Here is a 22038-nt window from a genome sequence, read left to right on the forward strand (position 1 = left end):
GGCCCCCCCCCCCCCCCCCCGCGGGGGGGCCGGCCCGCCCCGGGGGGTGGGGCCCCCCGGGGGGGGGGGGGGGGGCCCGGGGGGGGGGGGGCGCGGGGGGCCGGGGGCCCCGGCCCCGTGCGCTGCGCGGGTTCTCGGCTCGCCGGTCAGGTCGTCCGCGCCGGGTTTGCGCGGCAGGCCCGCGTCCTCCGGGTGCCTGCCGGGCGCGTGGGTGCCCGTCAGGCGTATTCGTCAGGCGTGTTCGTCCGTCGGGTCGGGCTGGAGGGTGAGGACCTGCCAGCGGGCGGGGGAGGTGGCCACCCGGCGGTAGTCGGCCCGGCGCTGCGTACGGCGGCGGGTGCGGTCGCACACATGGACCTCGCCCGGGGGTGTACGGCTCAGCATCGCCTCGCACTGGTCGACGAGGTCGCCGCCGGTCCAGGGCCGTCCGGCGCCCGGCTGCCCGGGCCACTGGCACACGAGCGCCGTTCCCGTGGCCACGGCGGCGTGCACGGACAGGCCCTGGATCAGCGGGGTCGCGCCCGCGGTGACGAGGGAGTCGCGGACCGCCAGGGCGGCCCGTACCGCGCGTTCCGCGCTGTCGCCGTCGTCCGGGTCCCCGTCCTCGGCGAACACGCCGAGCAGCATGGACCCGATCGAGGTGGCCACCAGACCGCCCGCGGTGGTGATCTGCTCGCGGGCCAGCTGGCACACGCTGTCGAGGATGCGGTCGGCGTCGCCCGGCGAGAGGTCGTCGAACGCCCCGAATCCGAACCGCAGCATCAGCACACTGCCGGGCCGGCGCTTCTCCGAGCGGCCGGGATGCGGCCGGCCGGGTCCCCCGGCGGTGACGTCCGTGTGCGCGGGGGTCTTCGGTGGGCCGAAGACGCCCAGGGCGGGGCCCGGGCGGCTCGCCGGGGCGCCTGCCTCCGCGCCTTCCTCCCCGGCTGCCGGATCGGTCACCGTGGACCTGGCGTCCGTGACGCCCGCCGGGTGGAGCCGGGTTCCGGCCGGTGGCGAAGGCGGGTGGGGGAGGGGCGTAGGTGATGCGAGGGTCCTGGGTCCGGCGGGTGGGTTGGCGTGGTCGTCGGGGTGGCCCGGCGCGGGGGAGACGGGGGCCGGGGCGGGGCGGAGGCGGGCGGGGGCGTCGAGCTGGGGGTCCTGGGCGAGGATCGCGCGCTGGAGCTGCTGTATGCCCCGGCCGGGTTCCAGGCCCAGCCCCTCGACGAGGGCGGCGTGGATGCGGGCGTAGACGCCGAGCGCGTCGGCCTGGCGCCCGCACCGGTACAGCGCCAGCATCAGCTGCTGTGCGGCGCGCTCCCGCAGCGGCTCGGCGCGGACGAACGCGTCCAGATCCCGCAGTGCGGACTGGTGTTCGCCGCATTGGAGTTCGACTTCGAAGCAGTCCTCCATCACATCGAGCCGCTTCTGCTCCAGAGCCATCAGCTCCGGCCACTCCAGCCCCACCTCCGCCAGATCCGCGAGCGCGGGACCGCGCCACAGGGCCAGCGCCTCCCGCAGCGCCCCGCGCGCCCGCTCCGCGTCACCGGCCGACAGGGCCGCCCGGCCCTCGGCCGCCAGCCGCTGGAACCGCAGCAGGTCCACCCGCTCGGGAGCCACCCGCACCATGTAGCCGGGCGCCCGTGTCAGCAACTGCGCGGCGTCCGGTTCCTCGTCCGGCACCGTCAGCGACCGCCGCAGCCGCCACACCGCGTTCTGGAGGATCTTGCGGGCGGTGCCCGGTATCTCGTCCGCCGGCCACAGCGCGGCCGTCAACTGGCGCGCCGACACCACCTGGTTGGCGTGCAGCAGCAGATAGGCCAGAGCCGCCCGCTGCCGGGTGCCGCCGAGCCGCACCGGCCCGGCCGCGCTCGACACCTCGAGTGGTCCCAGAAGCCGGAACTCCATGTGTCTCCCCCGTCGTCTGCGCCGACACGCTGTGCCCGTCGGCAGGTCGTATGGACTGGTGGGGAGGGGGGGGGGGGGGGGGGGGGCCGGGGGCGCCCCCCCCCCGGGGGGGGGGGCCGCGGGGCGCCCGGCGGGGGGGGGGGGGGGGGTGGTTGGGGGGGGGGGGGGGGGGGGGGCCCCCCCCCCCCCCCCCCCCCCCCCCCCCTCCCGTTTCGCCCGGAGCGCCGCTCGCGGTCAGCCGGTGTCCGGTGGTCAGCCGGTGGCCGCTCCCGTCAGCCGTGCGCCGTCACCCTCGCGCAGCAGCGCGCAGATGTCCCGCAGCCCGGCCTCGAGCTGGTCGATCTCCTCGTCGGCGAGCTGTACCGAGGGCTCGAACCGCAGGGTGTTGACGGCGCTGGCGGTCGGGAACGTCCGCACCCGGTGCGCGCGCAGCAGATGGCCGGCGAGAAAGTACCCGAACAGCCCGGTTTCGGCCAGGCCCCGTACCGTCTCCGACTCCGCCGCCGACTGGTCGTGGAACTCCAGGCCCAGCATCAGCCCCTTGCCGCGGACCTCCTTGACCTGCTCGGGGAAGTCCGCGCGGACCGACTCCAGCATGGCCCGCAGGGCGGCGCCGCGCTCCTCGGCCCGGCGGTAGGAGGCCCCGCCGTCGGCCTCCAGCAGCTCCAGGACCTTCAGGGCGACGGTGCAGGAGAAGCTGTCCTTGGCGAAGGTCGAGCTGTGCACGATCTCGAACTCACGCCGGTAGCGGGCCTCGCGCACCAGCATCACCGAGGTCTTGGCGATGCCGCCGCCCAGCGTCTTGGCCAGCGTGTAGTAGTCGCCGCGCAGACCGACCTGCGCCGAGGCCAGCAGGGTGCCGGTGCGGCCCATGCCGCTCTGGATCTCGTCGACGATCACCGGGCAGTCGATCTCCGCGCAGAACCGCTGGATCGCCTCGGCGAAGCCGGCCTCCAGCACATGGATGCCGCCCTCGCCCTGGATCGGCTCCACGAGGAAGGCGCAGAACACGGGGAACTCGCGCTCCACGACGTCCACTTGGCCGCCGTCGACCGTGAGTTCGAAGACCACGCCGCGCTCCTGCGCGTGGATCTCCTTCAGCGCCTCGGGCCGATCCCGCGGCACGAACCGCGCCTGCGCGGCCAGTGCCCGGAACGGGGTGCGGTAGTGCTCGTTGTGCGTCAGCTGCACACTCGTGCCCAGCTTGCCGTGGAAGCCGCCCTCCAGGGCCAGGAACAGCGGCGGACGCTCCAGCTGGGCGGCGTTGCGCTCGGCGAGGTGCCGTTCCAGTTCGGCCAGCGTCTCGGCCGGCGCCGCTGCCCCGGCCAGGCCGAAGCGCCGCAGGGCCCGGTCGGCGACCGCGGCGCCACCGGCGGCCACCGCGTCGCGCGCCGCCCCGGCGGACCGCTCCAGCTCCTCCCGGAGCGCCGCGATGCGCATGACCCGGTCCATCTCCGCGTGCTTGACGGCCGCCTCGACCGCCTCGGCTCCGGTATTGGCGAAAATGGCGAAGTACGGCTCGTCCGTGCCGAGTTCGCGGTGGATGATGCGGTTGAGTTCGGAGGCCAGCCGGTTGGCGTAGGGGTGGCGGGAGAACTGGGCGTGCACCGGGGTGCCCGCCGCCAGCAGCTCCTGGGCGCACCGGACGATGTCCGGGTGGTTGTGACCCAGCAGCACCGAGCCGTAGCCGCCGGCGAAGTCGGCGACGGGGATCTCGCCGCCGTCCGCGCCGCGCTGGTACAGCGTGTTGCCCTCGGCACGCACGTACTCGACGGCCAGTCCGGCCGTGCTCAGGACTTCGCGCAGATACGGTTCGGCGAGTTCCGGCCCCTCGGCCGCGGAGTTGTTGGTGTCCATGAGCACAGATTGCGCCATTGGGGTCAATGCCCGGTCATTGGCGGCTCATAAGCGCCGCACAGAACACCGGGAGCAGACGGTTACCGGGCGATGAGACGCCTTCGAAAACGTGACGGTACGTTGACGGACGCGGGCCCTGGTTCGCCAACGGCCGGGCCTGAGCGTGCCCCGCGAAAAGGATCGGAGAATACGGAATGAATTCCGCGCCCGCTCACCTCGACGCAGTTTCCGCGGTTCCCAGCCCGCCGGCCCACGAGGCGGTGACCCCCGCGGTGCTGCGAGCCGTGATGTCGCGGTTCGCCACCGGGGTCACCGTCATCACCGTGGGCGGCGAGCACCTGCACGCCATGACCGCCAACGCCTTCAGTTCGGTGTCCCTGGACCCGCCGTCCGTGCTGTGCAGTGTGGGGCACAGCGCGGTGATGCACGGGGCTCTGACCTCGGCGGGGCGCTTCGCCGTGAACATACTCGGCGTCGAGCAGGAGCCGCTCGCGCGGCACTTCGCCGACAAGAACCGCACGCTGGGCGCCGCCCAGTTCGACGGTGTGCCGTGGACGCCCGGCGAGCACACGGGCGCCCCGCTGCTGGGCGGCTCGCTCGCCTGGCTGGAATGCGAACTCACCGCCGCGCACGCCTTCGGTGACCACACCATCTTCATCGGCACCGTGGTCGGCGCCGGCCAGTTCAGCGAAGGCCGCGGGCTGTTGTTCGTCGACGGCCGGTTCGGCAAGCCCGAGCTGTCCGTGCAATGACTCGTCCATGACCGGTTCGAGACCGGTCGACGCCGTGGCCGGTGCGACCGAACCGGCCGAACTGTTCCGCTCCCCCGACCGCTGCCTTGACGGCTTCGCCGTGAAAGCGAAAAGGCGTGGGAATTCCAGTCGTACACCTTCGGCGAAGACCGCCCACCGGTAACCGCCACCGGACTCGGGCGCGGTCGCACCCGGCCGGGCGGCCATGACCGAGCCGCTCGCCCGCCGGAGAAGGAGGCGAGCGGCGGCCGGCCCCCTGAACGGCGAAGGGCCCGAACCGGATCCCCCACCGGTTCGGGCCCTTCGCATGCCCCGCGGCGTGTGGCTCCCGTGCGCGGCCTTCGCGCGGCCCGCAGGCGCGCGCGGGCAACACGACGGCGGCGGCCCGCACGACCCGAGCAGGTCGTGCGGGCCGCCGTCACCGGGGGCCGCCGCACCGGCCCCCGTCACACAGTGGTCGCCGGGGAGCGCGGGTGGGTCACAGGAAGTACGTGCCCGGCTCCAGCCCCATCAGCACTCGGCCCTGCACCTCGAGGTTGGCGCCGAGCTGCACCAGGGCGTGGAGCGAGAAGCCCTGGATGTCGCGGTGGAACCGCTGGAGCTCCACGTCGCTGCGGATCACCGAGCCGCCGCTGGCCGCGTAGAGCGTCTCCACCGCCTCCTTGGCCAGCTGGCCCGCGAAGGCCGTCTGGCCGCGGATGACGGCCTTCTCCTCGTCGGTCGGCTGCTCGCCGGCGTCGGCCGCCCGCTGGAGCACATCGAGCCACCGCCCGGACAGGGCGCGCGCCGCCTCGATCTTGTTGGCGGCGGTCGCCAGCTGCTGCTGGGTGGGCGGGTGCTCACGCTGGTCGGTCCAGTCCGTATAGGTGATGCCGCGACCCGGCACCCGCTCGAGGAACAGCTCGTAGGCGCCCTGCGCGATGCCGATGAGCGCCGCGGAGACGCTGGACAGGATGTAGCCGAGCAGGCCGTAGTTGCGGCCGGTCGCCCCCGTGTTGGCGCGGTCGCCGGTGCCGCTGACCATGGCCTCCTCCAGCAGCACCGTGCGGTGGGCCGGTACGAACAGGTCGGTGGCCTTCACCGTGCAGCTGCCGGTGCCCGCGCCCGCCGAGACGTGCCAGTCGTCGACCACGGTCAGCTCGGCCGTCGGCACCAGCGCGACCAGCTCCTGGTGGGAGCCGTCGGGCAGCTCCACCTCGGCGGCCAGCAGGTCCCAGTCGGCGCCGCGGACACCGGAGTTGAACCGCCAGGTCCCGTCGAGCCGGTACCCGCCCTCGACCGGCTTGAGGGTGCCGGTCGGCGCGAAGACGATCGACACGCGCGTGGAGCCGGAGGCGAAGACCTCCTCCTGCGCCCGGTCCGGGTAGAGGCTGACCGCCCAGGCGCTGGTGAGCCACACCATCGTCAGCCACCCGGTGGAGGGGCAGCCGCGGGCGACCTCGGAGATCACCCGCGCCTGCTGGGCGGCGTCCAGGTCGAGTCCGCCGTACGTCCTGGGCACCGCGGAGCGGAAGACCCCGGCCTTCTCCAGGAGCTGGATGTTCTCCTCGACGATCCAGCGCCGCTGCTCGCTCTCCTGCCCGTTGCGGCGCAACGCCGGCACGGCGGCGCGCACGCCGTCGAGTACGGAGGCGAGTTCTTCTTCGGTGGCCATGGGGACATCTCCTCGTCGCACGGAAACAACAACGGCGCGTGTCACGCGGTGCGTTCACGGTATGCCGCCGGATTCCCCGGCCGGAAAACCTTCGATCTCAGCCGGGTAATGGGATGGGAGCCGACCCGGGTGAAAGATTACCGAGGGGGTGGCCGAGGAATTACCGGGGAATTGCCGGATGGTGGGCGGGCTTTCCGTCCGGAACCCGACGCCCGCACGGGGGCACTCCTGCGCCGGGGCGATCCGGCCGCGTTCCGGCCGCGTTCCGGGTGACCGGTGCCGCGTTCCGGGGTGATCCGTGCCGTGTTCCGGCCCGCCGGGACCCGGGTGTTCGCCGACCGCCGGCGGAGCACACGTGTGTGCCCCCCGGGCCGGATCCCGGGGGGCACACGTCCTCACCCTCGCGTCCGCTCAAGGCGGCGTACGGGCTGGCTACTCGGCGGCCACCAGGCCCGTCGAGGCCACCGGACGGTCGATCGACATCAGCCAGCGGCCGTCCTCGCCGCGGCGCAGCACATCGGTGCAGACGCCCTCGAGGTGGACCGGCTCGCCGTCCTTGCCGGTGGTGTCGATGCTGTACTTGACGCCGACCAGGGCCACGTCGCCGGCCACGTACGAGTGGGTCACCTCCGCCTTCAGCGAGGGCTTGGCGGCCAGGAACTCCTTGAAGAAGGCCAGCCGGGCCTCGCCGGTGAGCGGCTCACCGGAGAAGTTGGAGATGGAGTCCTCGCGGTACAGGCTGTCGAAGATCTCCCCGTCGCCGGTGTTGAACGCCTGGAGGAAGATCTCGTTCTGGATGTCCGTGTCGTCCGTGAGGTCAGGGTTCTTCGGGTCGAAGTCGGTGCTGAAGTTGTAGGCCATCGTGAACCGGCCCGCCTCTCTGTGAAGTGACTGTGACGTGAAGGGACGTGCGGCTGGCCGCCGGGTGAGCCGCCCGGGCCGTCGGGGCCGGACTACTCCTGGCCGTACGGGTCGTCGACGGCGTACCGCCAGATGCCGTCCTCGCCGAGGCGCAGCACGTCGACACCGGTGCCCTGAAGGCGCTCCGGCTTGCCGTCGTCGTCGACCGTGTCGATGACCCAGTCCACGATCAGCAGCGCCGTGTCCCCGGTGGCGAAGATCTGCCGCGTCTTCGTGCTGATCTTCGGGCCCCGGGCCAGGAACGCCCGCTGGTACTCCCGGCGCGCGTCACCGGTCAGCGGCTTGCCCGGTTCCCAGACCGCGACGGCCTCGTCCGTGTAAAAGAAGTCCATCGCTTCGAAGTCACCGCGGTTGAACGCATCGACATATTGCGCGGTGTGCTTTTCCACGGTCTCGTGCAGCTGCTGTGACATGGGAACTGTCGACCTGCCTTCTCGTTGTCGGCGTTCGGGTCATTTCCGCTACGGAAGGTATTCCAAGCCGTTCTGCGGGCCGCCCACCGTGCGGTAATCCACTGCTCTCGGCCCCAGAATTACCCGTTCGAGATTGCGGACTGGGGGGTGGGAGAGAATGCCCGGCCTAGGATCGGCCCGCAGGTTTCGGCACCAGATCGGAAGTCTTGGTAATTCGGCCGGAAAGGCAGTCGGGCGAGATGACGAATCAGCGGAACGAGGAAACAGCCGTGACGGGTGGCAGTGCGAGTGAGCCGATCGCGGTCGTCGGCCTGTCCTGCCGCCTTCCGGGCGCGGACGGGCCCGAGGCGTTCTGGGACCTGCTGCGCACCGGCTCGAACGCCATCACGCCGGTACCCGAGGACCGCTGGCGCTCCGCGACGGGCGAGGAACCGCCCGAGGACACCGTGCCCGGCATGCGCCGCGGCGGCTTCCTCGACCGGATCGACACCTTCGACGCCGCGTTCTTCGGCGTCGCCCCGCGCGAGGCCGTCACCATGGACCCGCAGCAGCGGCTCGTGCTGGAGCTCGCCTGGGAGGCCCTGGAGCACGCCGGCATCGTGCCCGCCGCGCTGCGCGGCAGCCGCACCGCCGTGTTCGTCGGCACCCTGCGCGACGACTACGCCGCCCTGCTCTACCAGCACGGCGCCGCCGCGGTCACCCAGCACACGATGGCCGGCGTCAACCGCGGCGTCATCGCCAACCGGGTCTCCTACCACCTCGGGCTGACCGGGCCCAGCCTCACCGTGGACTCCGCCCAGTCGTCCTCGCTGGTCGCCGTGCACCTCGCCTGCGAGTCGCTGCGCGCCGGCGAGTCCGACGCGGCGATCGTCGCCGGCGTCAACCTCAACATCCTCGCCGAGGGCGCCGTCACCGAGGAGCGGTTCGGCGGTCTGTCGCCCGACGGCACCGCGTACACCTTCGACGCCCGCGCCAACGGGTTCGTCCGCGGCGAGGGCGGCGCCGCCGTCGTCCTCAAGCCGCTGACCCGCGCGCTCGCCGACGGCGACACCGTCCTCGGCGTCATCCGCGGCAGCGCCGTCAACAACGACGGTGCCACGCCCGGCCTCACCGTCCCCGGGCAGGCCGCGCAGGAACAGGTGCTGCGCGAGGCGTACGAGCGGGCCGGAGTCGACCCCGCCGCCGTCCAGTACGTCGAACTCCACGGCACCGGCACCCCGGTCGGCGACCCCATCGAGGCCGCCGCGCTCGGCGCCGTGCTGGGCGCCTCCCGGTCCGGCGAGCGGGCGCTGCGCGTCGGCTCCGTGAAGACCAACATCGGTCACCTGGAGGGCGCCGCGGGCATCACCGGCCTGGTGAAGACCGTGCTGGCGCTCGCGCACCGCAGCCTGCCGCCCAGCCTCAACTTCGAGACGGCGAACCCCGCGATCCCCCTCGCCGAGCTGGGGCTCGCGGTCCAGCGCGGACTGACCGACTGGCCCGCGCCGGACCGCCCTCTGATCGCGGGCGTCTCCTCCTTCGGCATGGGCGGCACCAACGCCCACGTGGTGCTGACGGAGGGGCCGCGCGGCGAACGGAAGGGGACGGAGGCCGTCGGCGGGGCGGAGGTCTCCGGCGGGGCGGACGGCTCGGGCACCGGCCCGTCCGCCGACGCCTCGGAGGACGCCTCCGGCGTCGCGGACTCGGCAGGCGGGGCGGGCGCCCCGGCTGCCGCCAGGTCCGCCGCCGCCGCGGACCCCGCCCCCGCCCTGCTGCCCTGGGTCGTCTCCGCCCGCGGCGACAGCGCTCTGCGGGCGCAGGCCGGGCGGTTGCGGGACGCCGTCGCCGGTGGCGACGCGCGGGCCGCGGACATCGGGTGGTCGCTGGCCGCCACCCGCACCGTCTTCTCCCACCGCGCCGTCCTGCTCGCCGACGACCGGGACGGCATGGTGTCCGCCCTGGACGCGCTGGCCGAGGCGGGCGGGGACACGGCCGTCCGGGACGTCGTGACCGGCGTCGCGCGGCCCGGCCGTACCGCACTGCTGTTCACCGGGCAGGGCGCGCAGCGCATCGCCATGGGCCGGGAACTGCGGGCCGCCTTCCCGGAGTTCGCCGCCGCCTTCGACGAGGTCTGCGCTCACTTCGCGCCGCTGCTGGACCGCCCGCTCGCCGAGGTGATCGACTCCGGCGAGGGCCTGGACGACACCGGCTACACCCAGCCCGCGCTGTTCGCCGTCGAGGTGGCCCTGCACCGGCTGGTGGAGAGCTGGGGCGTACGCGCCGACCTGGTCGCCGGCCACTCCATCGGCGAGATCGCCGCCGCGCACGTGGCCGGGGTGTTCTCCCTCGCGGACGCCGCGAAGCTGGTCGCCGCGCGCGGCCGGCTGATGCAGGCGCTGCCCGAGGGCGGCGCCATGGTCGCCGTCCAGGCCGCCGAGGACGAGGTCGAGCCGCTGCTCCCGGGCCTCGACGACGAGGTCGCGATCGCCGCCGTCAACGGCCCCCGCTCCGTGGTGATCTCGGGCGTCGCCGAGCAGGTCACCCGGATCGCGGACCAGCTCGCCGCCGAGGGCCGCCGCACCCGCCGGCTGACCGTCTCGCACGCCTTCCACTCGCCCCTGATGGCGCCGATGCTCGAGGAGTTCCGCCGCTTCGCGCGGGAGCTGACCTACCACGAGCCGCGCGTCCCCGCCGTCTCCACCGTCACCGGCCGCCCGGTCGAGCCCGGCGAGTGGAGCTCGCCCGACTACTGGGTGGAGCAGGTGCGCCGCCCCGTGCGGTTCCTGGACGCCGTCCGCACCCTTGAGTCCTCCGGCGCCACCACCCTGCTGGAGCTCGGCCCCGACGCGGTCTGCGCCACTATGGCCGCCGACTGCCTCCAGGACACCGACACCGCCGCGTCCGTCGCCGCGCTGCGCGCCGGCCGGCCCGAGCGCCGCACCCTGCTCGCCGCGCTCGCCACCGCGTTCGCGCGTGGCACCGACGTGGACTGGGCGGCCGTACACGCCGCGTCCGGCGGCCGGCGCGTCCCGCTGCCCACCTACCCCTTCCAGCGGGAGCGTTACTGGATCGGCGGCCAGGCACGCGCCGCCGCGCTGCCGGAGACCACCGGGCAGCCCGGCGCCGCCGACATCTCCGACGCCCCCGAAGCCTCCGCCGCGCCCGCCGCCCGGCGGGTACGGCGCCCGGCCCCCGGCGCCGACACCACCGCCGTCGTCCTCGACCGGATCGCGGCCGTCCTGGAGTACGGCCCGGACCAGCGGGTCGAACTCCACGCCACCTTCAAGGACCTCGGGCTCGACTCGCTGATGTCGGTCGAGCTGCGTGACGCGCTATCCGCCGCCACCGGCCTGCGGCTGCCCGGCGGTCTGCTGTTCGACCACCCGACCCCGGCCGCCCTGATCGCGTACCTGGACTCCCGGCTCGCGGACACCGGTGACGACACCGAGGACGACATCACCGCCCCGGCCGCCGGCGCGGACGAGCCGATCGCGATCGTCGGCATGGCCTGCCGCTACCCGGGCGGCGTCGGCTCCCCGGAGGACCTGTGGCGGCTGCTCGCCGACGGCGGGGACGCCATCTCCGGCTTCCCCACCGACCGCGGCTGGGACCCGGGCCTCTACGACGGCGACCCGTCCGCGGGCGGTCGCAGCAGCGTCCGCGAGGGCGGTTTCCTGCACGACGCCGCCCTCTTCGACAACGAGTTCTTCGGCATCTCGCCCCGCGAGGCGCTGGCCATGGACCCGCAGCAGCGGCTGCTGCTGGAGACGGCCTGGGAGGCCGTCGAGCGGGCCGGCCTGGACGCCGCCGCGCTGAAGGGCACCCGCACCGGCGTGTTCGTCGGCGCGACCACCCTCGAGTACGGGCCGCGGATGCACGAGGCGCCCGACAGCGTCGAGGGCCATGTGCTGACCGGCACCACCCCCAGCGTGCTGTCCGGCCGCATCGCCTACCAGCTCGGCCTGGTCGGCCCGGCGGTCACCGTCGACACCGCCTGCTCCTCGTCCCTGGTCGCCCTGCACCTGGCCATCCGGTCGCTGCGCTCGGGCGAGACCACCCTCGCCATCGCGGGCGGCGCGACCGTGATGTCCTCCCCGGGCATGTTCGTGGAGTTCTCCCGTCAGCGCGGTCTCGCCCCCGACGGCCGCTCCAAGTCCTTCGCCGCCGGCGCCGACGGCACCTCCTGGGCGGAGGGTGTCGGTCTGCTGGTGGTGGAGCGGCTGTCCGACGCGCGCCGCAACGGCCACCGGGTGCTGGCCGTGCTGCGCGGCAGCGCCGTCAACCAGGACGGCGCCAGCAACGGTCTGACGGCGCCGAACGGCCCCTCGCAGGAGCGGGTGATCCGGCAGGCCCTCACCGACGCCCGGCTCGCTCCCGCGGACGTGGACGTCGTCGAGGCGCACGGCACCGGCACGCGCCTCGGCGACCCGATCGAGGCGCAGGCGCTGCTCTCGACGTACGGCCAGGACCGCGAAGAACCCCTCTACCTCGGCTCCTTGAAGTCGAACATCGGGCACACGCAGGCCGCCGCCGGTGTCGGCGGGGTCATCAAGATGGTGCAGGCCATGCGGAACGGCCTGATGCCGCGGACCCTGCACGTGGACGAGCCGTCGCCGCACGTCGACTGGTCGGCCGGCGCCGTCGAGCTGCTGACCGAGGAGCGGGAGTGGACGCGCGGCGAGCGCCCGCGCCGGGCCGCCGTCTCCTCCTTCGGCATCAGCGGCACCAACGCCCACGTCATCATCGAAGAGGCCGAGGAGGCGGAGGAGACCCAGGAGGCGGCGACCGTCGAGCCCGCGACCGGGCACGACCGCCCCGCGACCGAGCCGGACCGCACCGCCACCGGCCCGTGGCTGCTGTCCGCCCACAGCGCGGAAGCGCTGCGCGCCCAGGCCGCCCGGCTGCGGGACTTCGTCACCGGCAGCGGCGCGCACCCCGCCGACATCGGCTGGTCCCTCGCCGCCACCCGCACCGCCCTGCCCGAGCGCGCCGTCCTGACCGGCGCGACCCCGGACGCCCTGACCGCCGCGCTCACCACCCTCGCCGACGCCGGCACCGCACCCGAGGTCGTCACCGGCAGCGCCGCCGGAGCGGGCCGTACCGCGTTCCTGTTCACCGGCCAGGGCGCCCAGCGCCTCGGCATGGGCCGCGAGCTGTACGCGTCGTCCCCGGTGTTCGCCGCCGCCCTCGACGAGGTGTGCACCGCGCTCGACCCGCACCTCGAACGCCCCCTGCGCGAGGTGATGTTCGCGCCCGAGGACAGCCCCGAGGCGGAGCTGCTGCACCGCACCGCGTACACCCAGCCCGCCCTGTTCGCCGTCGAGACCGCGCTGTTCCGGCTCGCCGAGCACCACGGCACGACGCCCGACCTGCTCGCCGGCCACTCGATCGGCGAGGTCACCGCCGCGCACGTGGCCGGGGTGCTCACCCTGGAGGACGCCGCGAAGCTGGTGGCGGCGCGCGGCCGGCTCATGCAGGCCGCGCGGGCGGGCGGCGCCATGGTCGCCATCGAGGCCGAGGAGGCCGAACTCGCCGACGAGCTGGCCGAGTTCTCCGGCCGGCTCGCCCTCGCCGCCGTCAACGGCCCCACCTCCGTGGTGATCTCCGGCGACGAGGACGCCGCCGAGGAACTCGCCGAGCGGTGGGCCGGGCGCGGGCGCCGCACCCGCCGTCTGACGGTGAGCCACGCCTTCCACTCACCGCACATGGACGACGTCCTCGACGAGTTCCTGGCCGTCGCCGACAGCCTCACCTTCCACCCGCCGCGGATCCCGGTCGTCTCCACGGTCACCGGCGACCTCGCCACCCCCGACGAGCTGACCTCGCCCGCGTACTGGGCCGAGCAGATCCGCCGCCCCGTCCGCTTCCTCGACGCCGTGCGCACCCTGGCCCGGCAGGGCGTCACCGTCTTCGTGGAGGCGGGCCCCGACCCCGTCCTGACGTCCCTCACCCGCGCCGCGCTCGGCGACACCGCGACGGCCGTACCGCTGATGCGGGCCGGCCGGCCCGAGCCCGAGGCGTTCACCGGCGGGCTCGCCCTCGCCTGGGCGCACGGCGCGCCCCTGGACGCCACCACCTTCCACCCCGGCGGCCACCGCGTCGACCTGCCCACGTACGCCTTCCAGCGCAGCCACTACTGGCTCGCCCCCGGCGGCCCCGCCGACGCCCGCGGCCTCGGCCTGGACCCGGCGGAACACCCGCTGCTGCACACCGCGGTGGACGTGGCGGGCCAGGAGGACCTGCTGCTCACCGGCCGGCTCTCCACCGACACCCACCCCTGGCTCGCCGACCACGCCATCGGCGGCACCGTCCTGGTGCCCGCCACCGCCTTCCTCGAACTGGCCCTCGCGGCGGGCGGCCGGCTCGGCGCCGACCGGGTCGACGAACTGACCCTGGAGGCCCCGCTGGTGCTGCCCGAGCACACCGCGGTGCGGGTCCAGGTCGCCGTCGGCGCGCCGGACCCCTCCGGCACCCGGGCCTTCGGCGTGTACGCCCGCCCCGACACCGGCTCCGGCGAACCCGAGGCCTGGACCCGGCACGCCTCCGGCGTCCTCGCCGCGGCCGGCACCGCCGCGGAATCCGGCGCCGCCGAGGACGCCGTACCGGTCGAGTGGCCGCCCGCGCACGCCACCGCCGAACCCCTCGACGACGTCTACGACCGGCTGGCCGGGCTCGGCTACGGCTACGGCCCGGTGTTCCAGGGCCTGACCGCCCTGTGGCGGGCCGGAGACGAGCTGTACGCCGAGGTCACCCTGCCCGCCGACCAGCACCCGGCCGCCGACCGCTTCGGTCTGCACCCCGCGCTGTTCGACGCCCTGCTGCACCCGCTGGTCCTGCACGCCGCCGGCACCAACCACGAGGCCGGGGCCGCGCCCGACGCGATCCGGCTGCCCTTCGCCTGGTCCGGCGTCACCCTGCACGCCGGCGGAGCCACCTCGCTGCGGGTCCGTATCGCCCCGGCCGGCGCCGACGGCTACACCCTCACCGCCGCCGACCCGGCCGGCGCGCCCGTGGTCTCCCTGGAGCGGCTGACCCTGCGGCCCATCGCCCGGGACCAGCTCGCCGCCGCCGTCTCCCGCCGCACCGACGCGCTGTTCGACATCGAGTGGCAGCCCGTCGCCGTACCCGACGCCCCCGAGCACAGCGTCGCGGAGGCCACGGACGGCGAACTCCCGGCCGCGGACGTCCTGATCGTCCGCCCGGAACGGCTCGCACCCGCCACGGAACCGACGGACGAGCAGTCCGACGAGCGGGCCGCCGACCGGACCGGCGACCGGGCCGCCGCCGCGCGCCGCACCGCGAGCGCCTTCCTCGGCCTCGTCCGGCGTTTCCTCGCCGACCCCCGGCACGAGAGCACCCGGCTCGTCGTCGTCACCCGGGGCGCGGTCGCCGCCGCGCCGGGCGAGGACGTCACCGACCTGGCCGCCGCCCCCGTGTGGGGCCTGGCCCGCACCGTCCAGTCCGAGCACCCGGACCGGATCGTGCTCCTCGACACCGACGCCGGCCTGCCCGGTCTGTCCACCGACGATCCGCTGCTGCGCGCCGCGCTCGCCGCCGGCGAACCCCAGCTCGCCCTGCGCGACGGACGGTTCCTCGCACCCCGGCTGACCCGCGCGGCCGTGGACGGCCCGCTGCCCGAGCGGCTCGCCGACGGCGCGGTGCTGATCACCGGCGGCACCGGCGGCCTCGGCGCCCTCTTCGCGCGCCACCTGGTGACCGAGCACGGGGTGCGGGAGCTGGTGCTGGTCAGCCGCCGCGGCCCGCAGGCCCCGGGCGCGACCGAACTCAGCGAGCAACTACGGGAGTTGGGAGCGTCCGAGGTGACCGTGGAGGCCGCCGACGTCGCCGACCGGGAGCAGGTCGCGGAGCTGATCCGCCGCGTCGGCCCGAAGCTGACCGGCGTCGTCCACACCGCCGGCGTCCTCGACGACGCCACCGTCGAAGGACTCACGGACGAGCAGCTGGAGCGGGTCCTGCGGCCCAAGGCGGACGCCGCCTGGCATCTGCACGACCTCACCCGCGACCTCGACCTCGCCGCGTTCGTGCTGTTCTCCTCCGTCTCCGGGCTGCTCGGCACCGCCGGACAGGCCAACTACGCCGCCGCCAACGCCTTCCTGGACGCCCTCGCCGCCCACCGCCGCGCCCAGGGCCTGCCCGCCCTGTCGCTCGCCTGGGGCCTGTGGGACGCCACGCACGGCATGGGCGGCACGCTCGGCGAGGCCGACCTGGCCCGCTGGAGCCGGGCCGGGATCCGCCCGCTCACTCCCGAGCAGGGCCTCGCCCTGTTCGACGCCGCCCTCGCGGGCGACCGCGCCCTGCGGGTGCCCGCCGCGTTCGACCTGCCCGCCCTGCGCTCGGCGCAGAACGACCCCGCGGCCCTGCTGCGCGGCCTGGTCCGCACCCGGACCCGGCGCGCCGCGGCGGCGGCAGCGGCGGGCGGCGGCTCCGACTGGGCGGCGCGCACCGCCGCGCTGCCCGAGGAGGAGCGCCGCGAGACCGTCCTCGACCTGGTGCGCTCCACGGTCGCCGGTGTCCTCGGGCACACCGACCCGCAGCGCCTGGACCCGCAGCGGGCCTTCAAGGAGATCGGCTTCGACTCGCTCGCCGGCGTGGAGCTGCGCAACCGGCTGAACTCCGTCACCGGACTGCGGCTGCCCGCCACCGTCGTCTTCGACCACCCCTCGCCGGGCGCGGTCGCCGAGTTCCTGCTGACCAAGCTCACCGGCGTCACCGCCACCACCGCCGCGGCCCCGGCCCGGCCGGCCCGGCGGGCCGCCGACGCCGACGAGCCGATCGCGATCGTCGGCATGGCCTGCCGCTACCCGGGCGGGGTGAGCTCGCCGGAGGACCTGTGGCGGCTGGTCGTCGAGGGCCGCGACGCCATCAGCACCTTCCCGGAGAACCGCGGCTGGGACCTGGAGGCCCTGTACGACCCGGACCCCGAGCGCACCGGCACCTCCTATGTGCGGCACGGCGGCTTCCTCCACGAGGCCGACCTGTTCGACCGGGAGTTCTTCGGGATCTCCCCGCGCGAGGCCACCGCCATGGACCCGCAGCACCGGCTGCTGCTGGAGACCGCCTGGGAGACCTTCGAAAGCGCCGGCATCGACCCCACCGGTCTGCGCGGCTCCAACACCGGTGTCTTCACCGGCGCCATGTACGACGACTACGTGTCGCGGCTGGCGGCGAGCCCCGAGGAGTACGAGGGCTTCCTGCTCGCCGGGAACCTCTCCAGCGTCGTGTCGGGCCGGCTGTCGTACACCTACGGCTTCGAGGGCCCGGCCGTCACCGTCGACACCGCCTGCTCCTCGTCCCTGGTCGCCCTGCACCTGGCGGCGAACGCCCTGCGCAACGGCGAGTGCGACCTCGCGCTGGCCGGCGGCGTCACCGTCATGGCCGGACCGCACGTCTTCATCGAGTTCTCCCGCCAGCGCGGCCTGGCCGCCGACGGCCGCTCCAAGTCCTTCGCCGCCGCGGCCGACGGCACCGGCTGGTCCGAGGGAGTCGGTCTGCTGCTCGTCGAGCGGCTGTCGGACGCCCGCCGCAACGGCCACCAGGTGCTCGCCGTGCTGCGCGGCAGCGCGGTCAACCAGGACGGCGCCAGCAACGGCCTGACCGCCCCGAACGGCCCCTCCCAGGAGCGCGTCATCCAGCAGGCCCTGCGCAGCGCGGGCCTCGCCCCGGCGGACGTCGACGTGGTCGAGGCGCACGGCACCGGTACGCGGCTGGGCGACCCGATCGAGGCCCAGGCGCTGCTCGCGACATACGGCCAGGACCGCGAAGAGCCCCTGTATCTCGGCTCGTTGAAGTCGAACATCGGGCACGCGCAGGCCGCCGCCGGTGTCGGTGGCGTGATCAAGATGATCGAGGCGATGCGGCACGGACTGATGCCGCGCACCCTGCACGTGGACGAACCCACCCCCATGGTCGACTGGGAGTCGGGCGCCGTGGAACTGCTGACCGAGGAGCGGGAGTGGACGCGCGGCGAGCGCCCGCGCCGGGCCGGTGTCTCCTCCTTCGGCATCAGCGGCACCAACGCCCACGTCATCATCGAGGAGCCGCGAGAACCCGCCCCGGCGGGCAGCCCGCAGGCCCCGGTGACCGGCCCGGCGGACAGCCCGCGGACTCCGGTGACCGCCCCGTACGTGCTCTCCGCGCGCCACCCGGACGCCCTGCGCGCCCAGGCCGCCCGGCTCCACGAGCACATCGCCGGCCACCCCGGCGTGCCCGTCGCCGACATCGGCCACTCCCTGGCCACCACCCGCGCCCTGCACGACCAGCGGGCCCTCGTCGTCGCCTCCGACCGCGCCGAACTGCTCGACGGACTCGCCACCCTCGCCCGCGGGGAGAGCGGCTCCGGCGCGCTGCGCGTCCCGGCCGGACGGCCCGGCAAGACCGCCGTACTCCTCACCGGACAGGGCTCCCAGCGCCTCGGCATGGGACGCGAACTGTACGAGACCTCCCCGGTGTTCGCCGCGGCCTTCGACGAGATCTGCGCCCACCTGGACCGCGAACTCGTCCGCCCGCTGAAGACCGTGCTGTTCGCCCCCGAGGACTCCGCGGACTCCGCGCTCCTCGACCAGACCGCGTTCACCCAGGCCGCCCTGTTCGCCGTCGAGACCGCGCTGTACCGGCTCGCCGAGCACCACGGCCTCACCCCGGACTACCTCCTCGGCCACTCCATCGGCGAGGTCACCGCGGCCCACCTCGCCGGGGTGCTGGACCTTCCGGACGCCGCCGTCCTGGTCGCCGAACGCGGCCGGCTGATGCAGGCCGCCCGCGAGGGCGGCGCCATGGCCGCCGTCGAGGCGACCGAGGAGGACGTACGCGAACTCCTCCCGCCGTACGCCGGACGCGTCACCGTCGCCGCCGTCAACGGGCCCCGCTCCACGGTGATCTCCGGCGACGCCGACGCCGTCGACGAACTGGCCGGGCTGTTCCGCGAACGCGGCAGCCGCACCAAGCGCCTCCCGGTCAGCCACGCCTTCCACTCCCCGCACATGGAGGAGGTGCTGGACGAGTTCCGGGCCGTCGCCGCCCAACTCACCTACCACGCGCCCCGCATCCCGGTCGTCTCCAACGTCACCGGCGAGTTCGCCACCCCGGAGCAGCTGGCCTCGCCCGACTACTGGGCACGGCACATCCGTGAGGCGGTCCGCTTCCTCGACGGCGTACGGCTGCTGGAGGAGCACGGCGTCACCGAGTGGCTGGAGCTGGGACCGGACGGCGTGCTGACCGCCCTGGTCCAGGAGTCGCTGACCGGCGAGCCCGGCACCAACACGGCCGTACTGCGCCGCGGCCGGCCCGAGCACCGCACGTTCACCACGGCGCTCGGCCTGCTCGCCGCGCGCGGGGCCAAGCTGCGCTGGGACACCGTGTTCCCCGGCGCCCGCCGTACCGCACTGCCCGGATACCCCTTCCAGCGGCAGCGGTACTGGCTCGACGCCCCCGCCACCGTCGGCGACGCCGCCGGGTTCGGACTGGCCTCCGCCGACCACCCGCTGCTCGGCGCCGGAGTGTCCCTCGCGGACCGCGACGAGCACGTCTTCACCGGACGCCTCTCGCACCACACCCACCCCTGGCTGACCGACCACGCGGTCGCCGGCCGGGTCCTGGTGCCCGGCACCGGACTGCTGGAGATCGCCCTCGCCGCCGGCGAGCGCACCGGCGCCCCCGCCGTCCGCGACCTCACCCTCGCCGCCCCGCTGGTCCTGCCCGACCGCGGCGGGCTGCGGCTCCAGGTCACCGTGGGAGCCGCCGGCGACGACGGCGCCCGGCCGCTGCGGATCCACTCCCGGCCCGAGGACGCCCCGGCGGAGGACGACTGGACCCTGCACGCCCACGGCACACTGCATCCCGAGGAGACCACCGCCCCGGCCGCCGCGCTCGCGTCCTGGCCGCCGCCCGGCGCCACCGAGACCGACCTGACCGGCGCCTACGAACGCCTCGACGCCCAGGGCTACGCCTACGGGCCCGCCTTCCGCAACCTGCGCCGCCTGTGGACCGCCGGCGACGAGCTGTACGCGGAGGTCGCGCTCGACACGGACCAGCGGCAGCACGCCGCCCGCTACGCCGTCCACCCGGCGCTCCTGGACGCCGCGCTGCACACCCTGCTGCCCGGCGTCGCCCGCGAGACCGGCCCGTCCCTGCTGCCCTTCTCCTGGTCCGACGTCACCGTCCACGCCACCGGTGCCTCGGCGCTGCGGGTACGGCTCGCCGTCAGCGGCACCGACTCCCCGGTCGTCGAGCTGACCGTCGCCGACGAGACGGGCGCACCGCTCGTCTCCGTCGGGGAGCTGACGCTGCGTCCGCTGTCCGCCGACGCCCTGTCCGGCGCGGGCACCCAGGCAGACGGCCTGCTCCGGGTCGACTGGACCCCGCTGACCGGGGCCGAGCCGGAGCCGCTGCCCGGCGGCTGGGCCGTCCTCGGCGCACCCGGCCCCGACGCCCTGGGCCTCACGGACGCCACCGGCTACCCGGACCTCGCCGCGCTGCGCGGCGCGCTCGACGAGGGCGCGACCGCACCCGCCGTCCTGGTCGTCCCCTTCACCGGCGAACCCGCGCCCGGCACCGCCGAGCTTCCCGAGGCGGCGCGCGCCGCGCTGCGGGCCGCGCTGACGGACCTCCAGACCTGGCTCTCCGACGACCGGCTCGCCGCCACCCGGATCCTCGCGGTCACCCGGCGGGCCGTCGCCACCGCGCCCGACGAGGACGTGACCGACCTGGTCCACGCACCCGTGTGGGGCCTGCTGCGCTCGGCGCAGTCCGAGCACCCCGGACGCCTCCAACTCCTCGACACCGACACCGGCCTCGGCACCGACACCGGCCTCGGCAGCGACAGCGACACCGACACCGGCACCGGCCTCGACAGCGACGCCGGCCGGGCGCGGCTCGCCCAGGCCCTGGCCCGCGTGGCCGCCACCGGCGAACCGCAGAGCGCGCTGCGCGGCACGGACCTCCTCGTGCCCCGCCTCGCCCGGATCCGCCCGTCCGGCGAGCCGGCGGCGCGCTGGGACCGCGGCGCCGTCCTGATCACCGGCGCCACGGGCACCCTGGGCGCCGTCCTGGCCCGCCACCTGGTGACCGAGCACGGAGCGAGGGAGCTGGTGCTGGTCAGCCGCCGCGGCCCGCAGGCGCCGGGCGCCGCCGAACTCCAGGCGGAGCTGCGGGAGTTGGGGGCCGAGGTGACCGTGGAGGCGGCCGACGTCGCCGACCGGGAGCAGGTCGCGGAGCTGATCCGTCGCGTCGGCCCGAAGCTGACCGGCGTCGTCCACACCGCCGGCGTCCTCGACGACGCCACCCTGGAGGGACTGACGGGGGAGCGGCTGGACACCGTGCTGCGGCCCAAGGCGGACGCCGCCTGGCATCTGCACGACCTCACCCGCGACCTCGACCTGGACGCCTTCGTGCTCTACTCCTCCATAGCGGGCCTCCTCGGCACCGCCGGACAGGCCAACTACGCAGCCGGGAACACGTTCCTGGACGCCCTCGCCGCCCACCGTCGCGCCCAGGGCCTGCCCGCCCTGTCGCTCGCCTGGGGCCTGTGGGACCAGTCGAGCACCATCACCGGGCACCTCGCCGACACGGACCTGCGCCGCCTCGCCCGCTCCGGGCTGCTGCCGCTGGCCACCGACGACGCGATGGCCCTGCTCGACGCCGCGCCCACGGCCGGCGAGAGCGTCCTCGCCGTCACCCGGCTCGACCTGCGCGCCCTGCGCGGGCGCGGCGGCGACGAGATCCCGACGGTGCTGCGCGGCCTCGTCCGCACCCCGGCCCGCAAGCCCACGGCCACCGCGGCGAGCGCCCCGGCCGACGGACCGACGCTGGCCGAACGGCTCGCACCACTGAGCGCCGACCAGCGCGACCGGCTCCTCACCGACCTGGTGCGGGCCCGCGTGGCCGCCGTGCTCGGCCACGGCGACCCGTCCGCGATCGGCGCCGACCGCCCCGTGCAGGAACTCGGCTTCGACTCGCTGACCGCCGTCGAACTGCGCAACCAGCTCGGCGCCGAGACCGGGCTGCGGCTGCCCACGACCCTGGTCTTCGACCATCCGACGCCCAGGGCGCTGGCCGGCTACCTGGCCGGGCAGCTCGCGGTCGAGGAGACCACGCCCGACGAGCCGGTGCTCGCCGAGCTGTCCCGGCTGCGGACCGTCATCGAGTCCGTCGCCGCGGACCGCGACGCCCACGACCGGATCACCGCGCGGCTGCGTGAACTGCTCACCGCGGCCGACACGGCGGCCCAGCTCACCGGCGGCACCGGCGACGGCACCGACGGCGGCGACGACGACCTCGACTCGGCCACGGACGAGGAGCTGTTCGCCCTCGTGGACGAGCTGGACTGAGCGGCCGGCACCCGGCGGCCCGTACCCGAGCCGCCCACCCGGCGGCCCGTACCCGAGCCGCCCACCCGGCGGCCCGTACCCGAGCCGCCCACCCGGCGGCCCGTACCCGAGCCGCCCACCCGGCGGCCGGACCGAGCCGGCCGCCGGGTGCGGCCACGACGGTGCCGGCCGCCGGGTGCGGCCACGACCGGCGCCACGCACCCGACACACCCACCACCCGAGGCAAACCA

At 75.2% G+C, this 22038-nt stretch carries 7 protein-coding genes; 2 read left to right on the forward strand and 5 right to left on the reverse strand.

Features of this window, described 5'->3' with window-relative positions; genetic code table 11:
- Positions 1 to 231 precede the first annotated feature (231 nt).
- Positions 232 to 1887, reverse strand: a complete 1656-nt coding sequence (locus ACIG0D_RS24790) for a BTAD domain-containing putative transcriptional regulator (RefSeq protein WP_399804755.1) — start codon at positions 1885 to 1887, stop codon at positions 232 to 234.
- Positions 1888 to 2139: 252 nt separating this feature from the next.
- Complete coding sequence (locus tag ACIG0D_RS24795; protein WP_399804758.1) at positions 2140 to 3744, reverse strand: aspartate aminotransferase family protein; 1605 nt, start codon at positions 3742 to 3744, stop codon at positions 2140 to 2142.
- Between the two features lie 194 nt (positions 3745 to 3938).
- On the opposite strand from ACIG0D_RS24795, the gene ACIG0D_RS24800 reads away from it, so the two are divergent.
- Positions 3939 to 4496: a flavin reductase family protein gene (locus ACIG0D_RS24800; RefSeq protein ID WP_365768140.1), complete on the forward strand. Its 558-nt coding sequence runs from the start codon at positions 3939 to 3941 to the stop codon at positions 4494 to 4496.
- 478 nt (positions 4497 to 4974) lie between these two features.
- Here the strand turns inward: ACIG0D_RS24800 and ACIG0D_RS24805 are convergent, their stop codons facing one another.
- The 3 genes from ACIG0D_RS24805 to ACIG0D_RS24815 form a co-directional block, all read right to left on the reverse strand.
- A complete protein-coding gene (locus ACIG0D_RS24805) occupies positions 4975 to 6150 on the reverse strand; it encodes an acyl-CoA dehydrogenase family protein (RefSeq protein ID WP_399804760.1) in 1176 nt (391 codons plus the stop codon).
- Positions 6151 to 6582: 432 nt separating this feature from the next.
- The gene (locus ACIG0D_RS24810) at positions 6583 to 7011 is read right to left on the reverse strand and encodes a YybH family protein (RefSeq protein ID WP_399804762.1); all 429 of its coding nucleotides are present in this window, start codon (positions 7009 to 7011) and stop codon (positions 6583 to 6585) included.
- Between the two features lie 92 nt (positions 7012 to 7103).
- Positions 7104 to 7484: a YybH family protein gene (locus ACIG0D_RS24815; protein ID WP_399804764.1), complete on the reverse strand. Its 381-nt coding sequence runs from the start codon at positions 7482 to 7484 to the stop codon at positions 7104 to 7106.
- A 239-nt stretch (positions 7485 to 7723) separates the two neighbouring features.
- Here ACIG0D_RS24815 and ACIG0D_RS24820 point away from each other — a divergent pair, with 239 nt between their 5' ends.
- Positions 7724 to 21808, forward strand: coding sequence for a type I polyketide synthase (locus tag ACIG0D_RS24820; protein ID WP_399804767.1), 14085 nt, complete (start codon positions 7724 to 7726; stop codon positions 21806 to 21808).
- Positions 21809 to 22038: the final 230 nt, after the last annotated feature.

The sequence above is a fragment of the Streptomyces sp. NPDC052773 genome (assembly GCF_044547145.1).
In the GTDB taxonomy this organism is placed as follows: Bacteria; Actinomycetota; Actinomycetes; order Streptomycetales; family Streptomycetaceae; genus Streptomyces.

Coding starts and splice junctions, on each gene's coding strand:
- ACIG0D_RS24790 (WP_399804755.1), bottom strand. CDS start 1,887: ATGGAGTTCCGGCTTCTGGGACCACTCGAGGTGTCGAGCGCGGCCGGG.
- ACIG0D_RS24795 (WP_399804758.1), bottom strand. CDS start 3,744: ATGGACACCAACAACTCCGCGGCCGAGGGGCCGGAACTCGCCGAACCG.
- ACIG0D_RS24800 (WP_365768140.1), top strand. CDS start 3,939: ATGAATTCCGCGCCCGCTCACCTCGACGCAGTTTCCGCGGTTCCCAGC.
- ACIG0D_RS24805 (WP_399804760.1), bottom strand. CDS start 6,150: ATGGCCACCGAAGAAGAACTCGCCTCCGTACTCGACGGCGTGCGCGCC.
- ACIG0D_RS24810 (WP_399804762.1), bottom strand. CDS start 7,011: ATGGCCTACAACTTCAGCACCGACTTCGACCCGAAGAACCCTGACCTC.
- ACIG0D_RS24815 (WP_399804764.1), bottom strand. CDS start 7,484: ATGTCACAGCAGCTGCACGAGACCGTGGAAAAGCACACCGCGCAATAT.
- ACIG0D_RS24820 (WP_399804767.1), top strand. CDS start 7,724: ATGACGAATCAGCGGAACGAGGAAACAGCCGTGACGGGTGGCAGTGCG.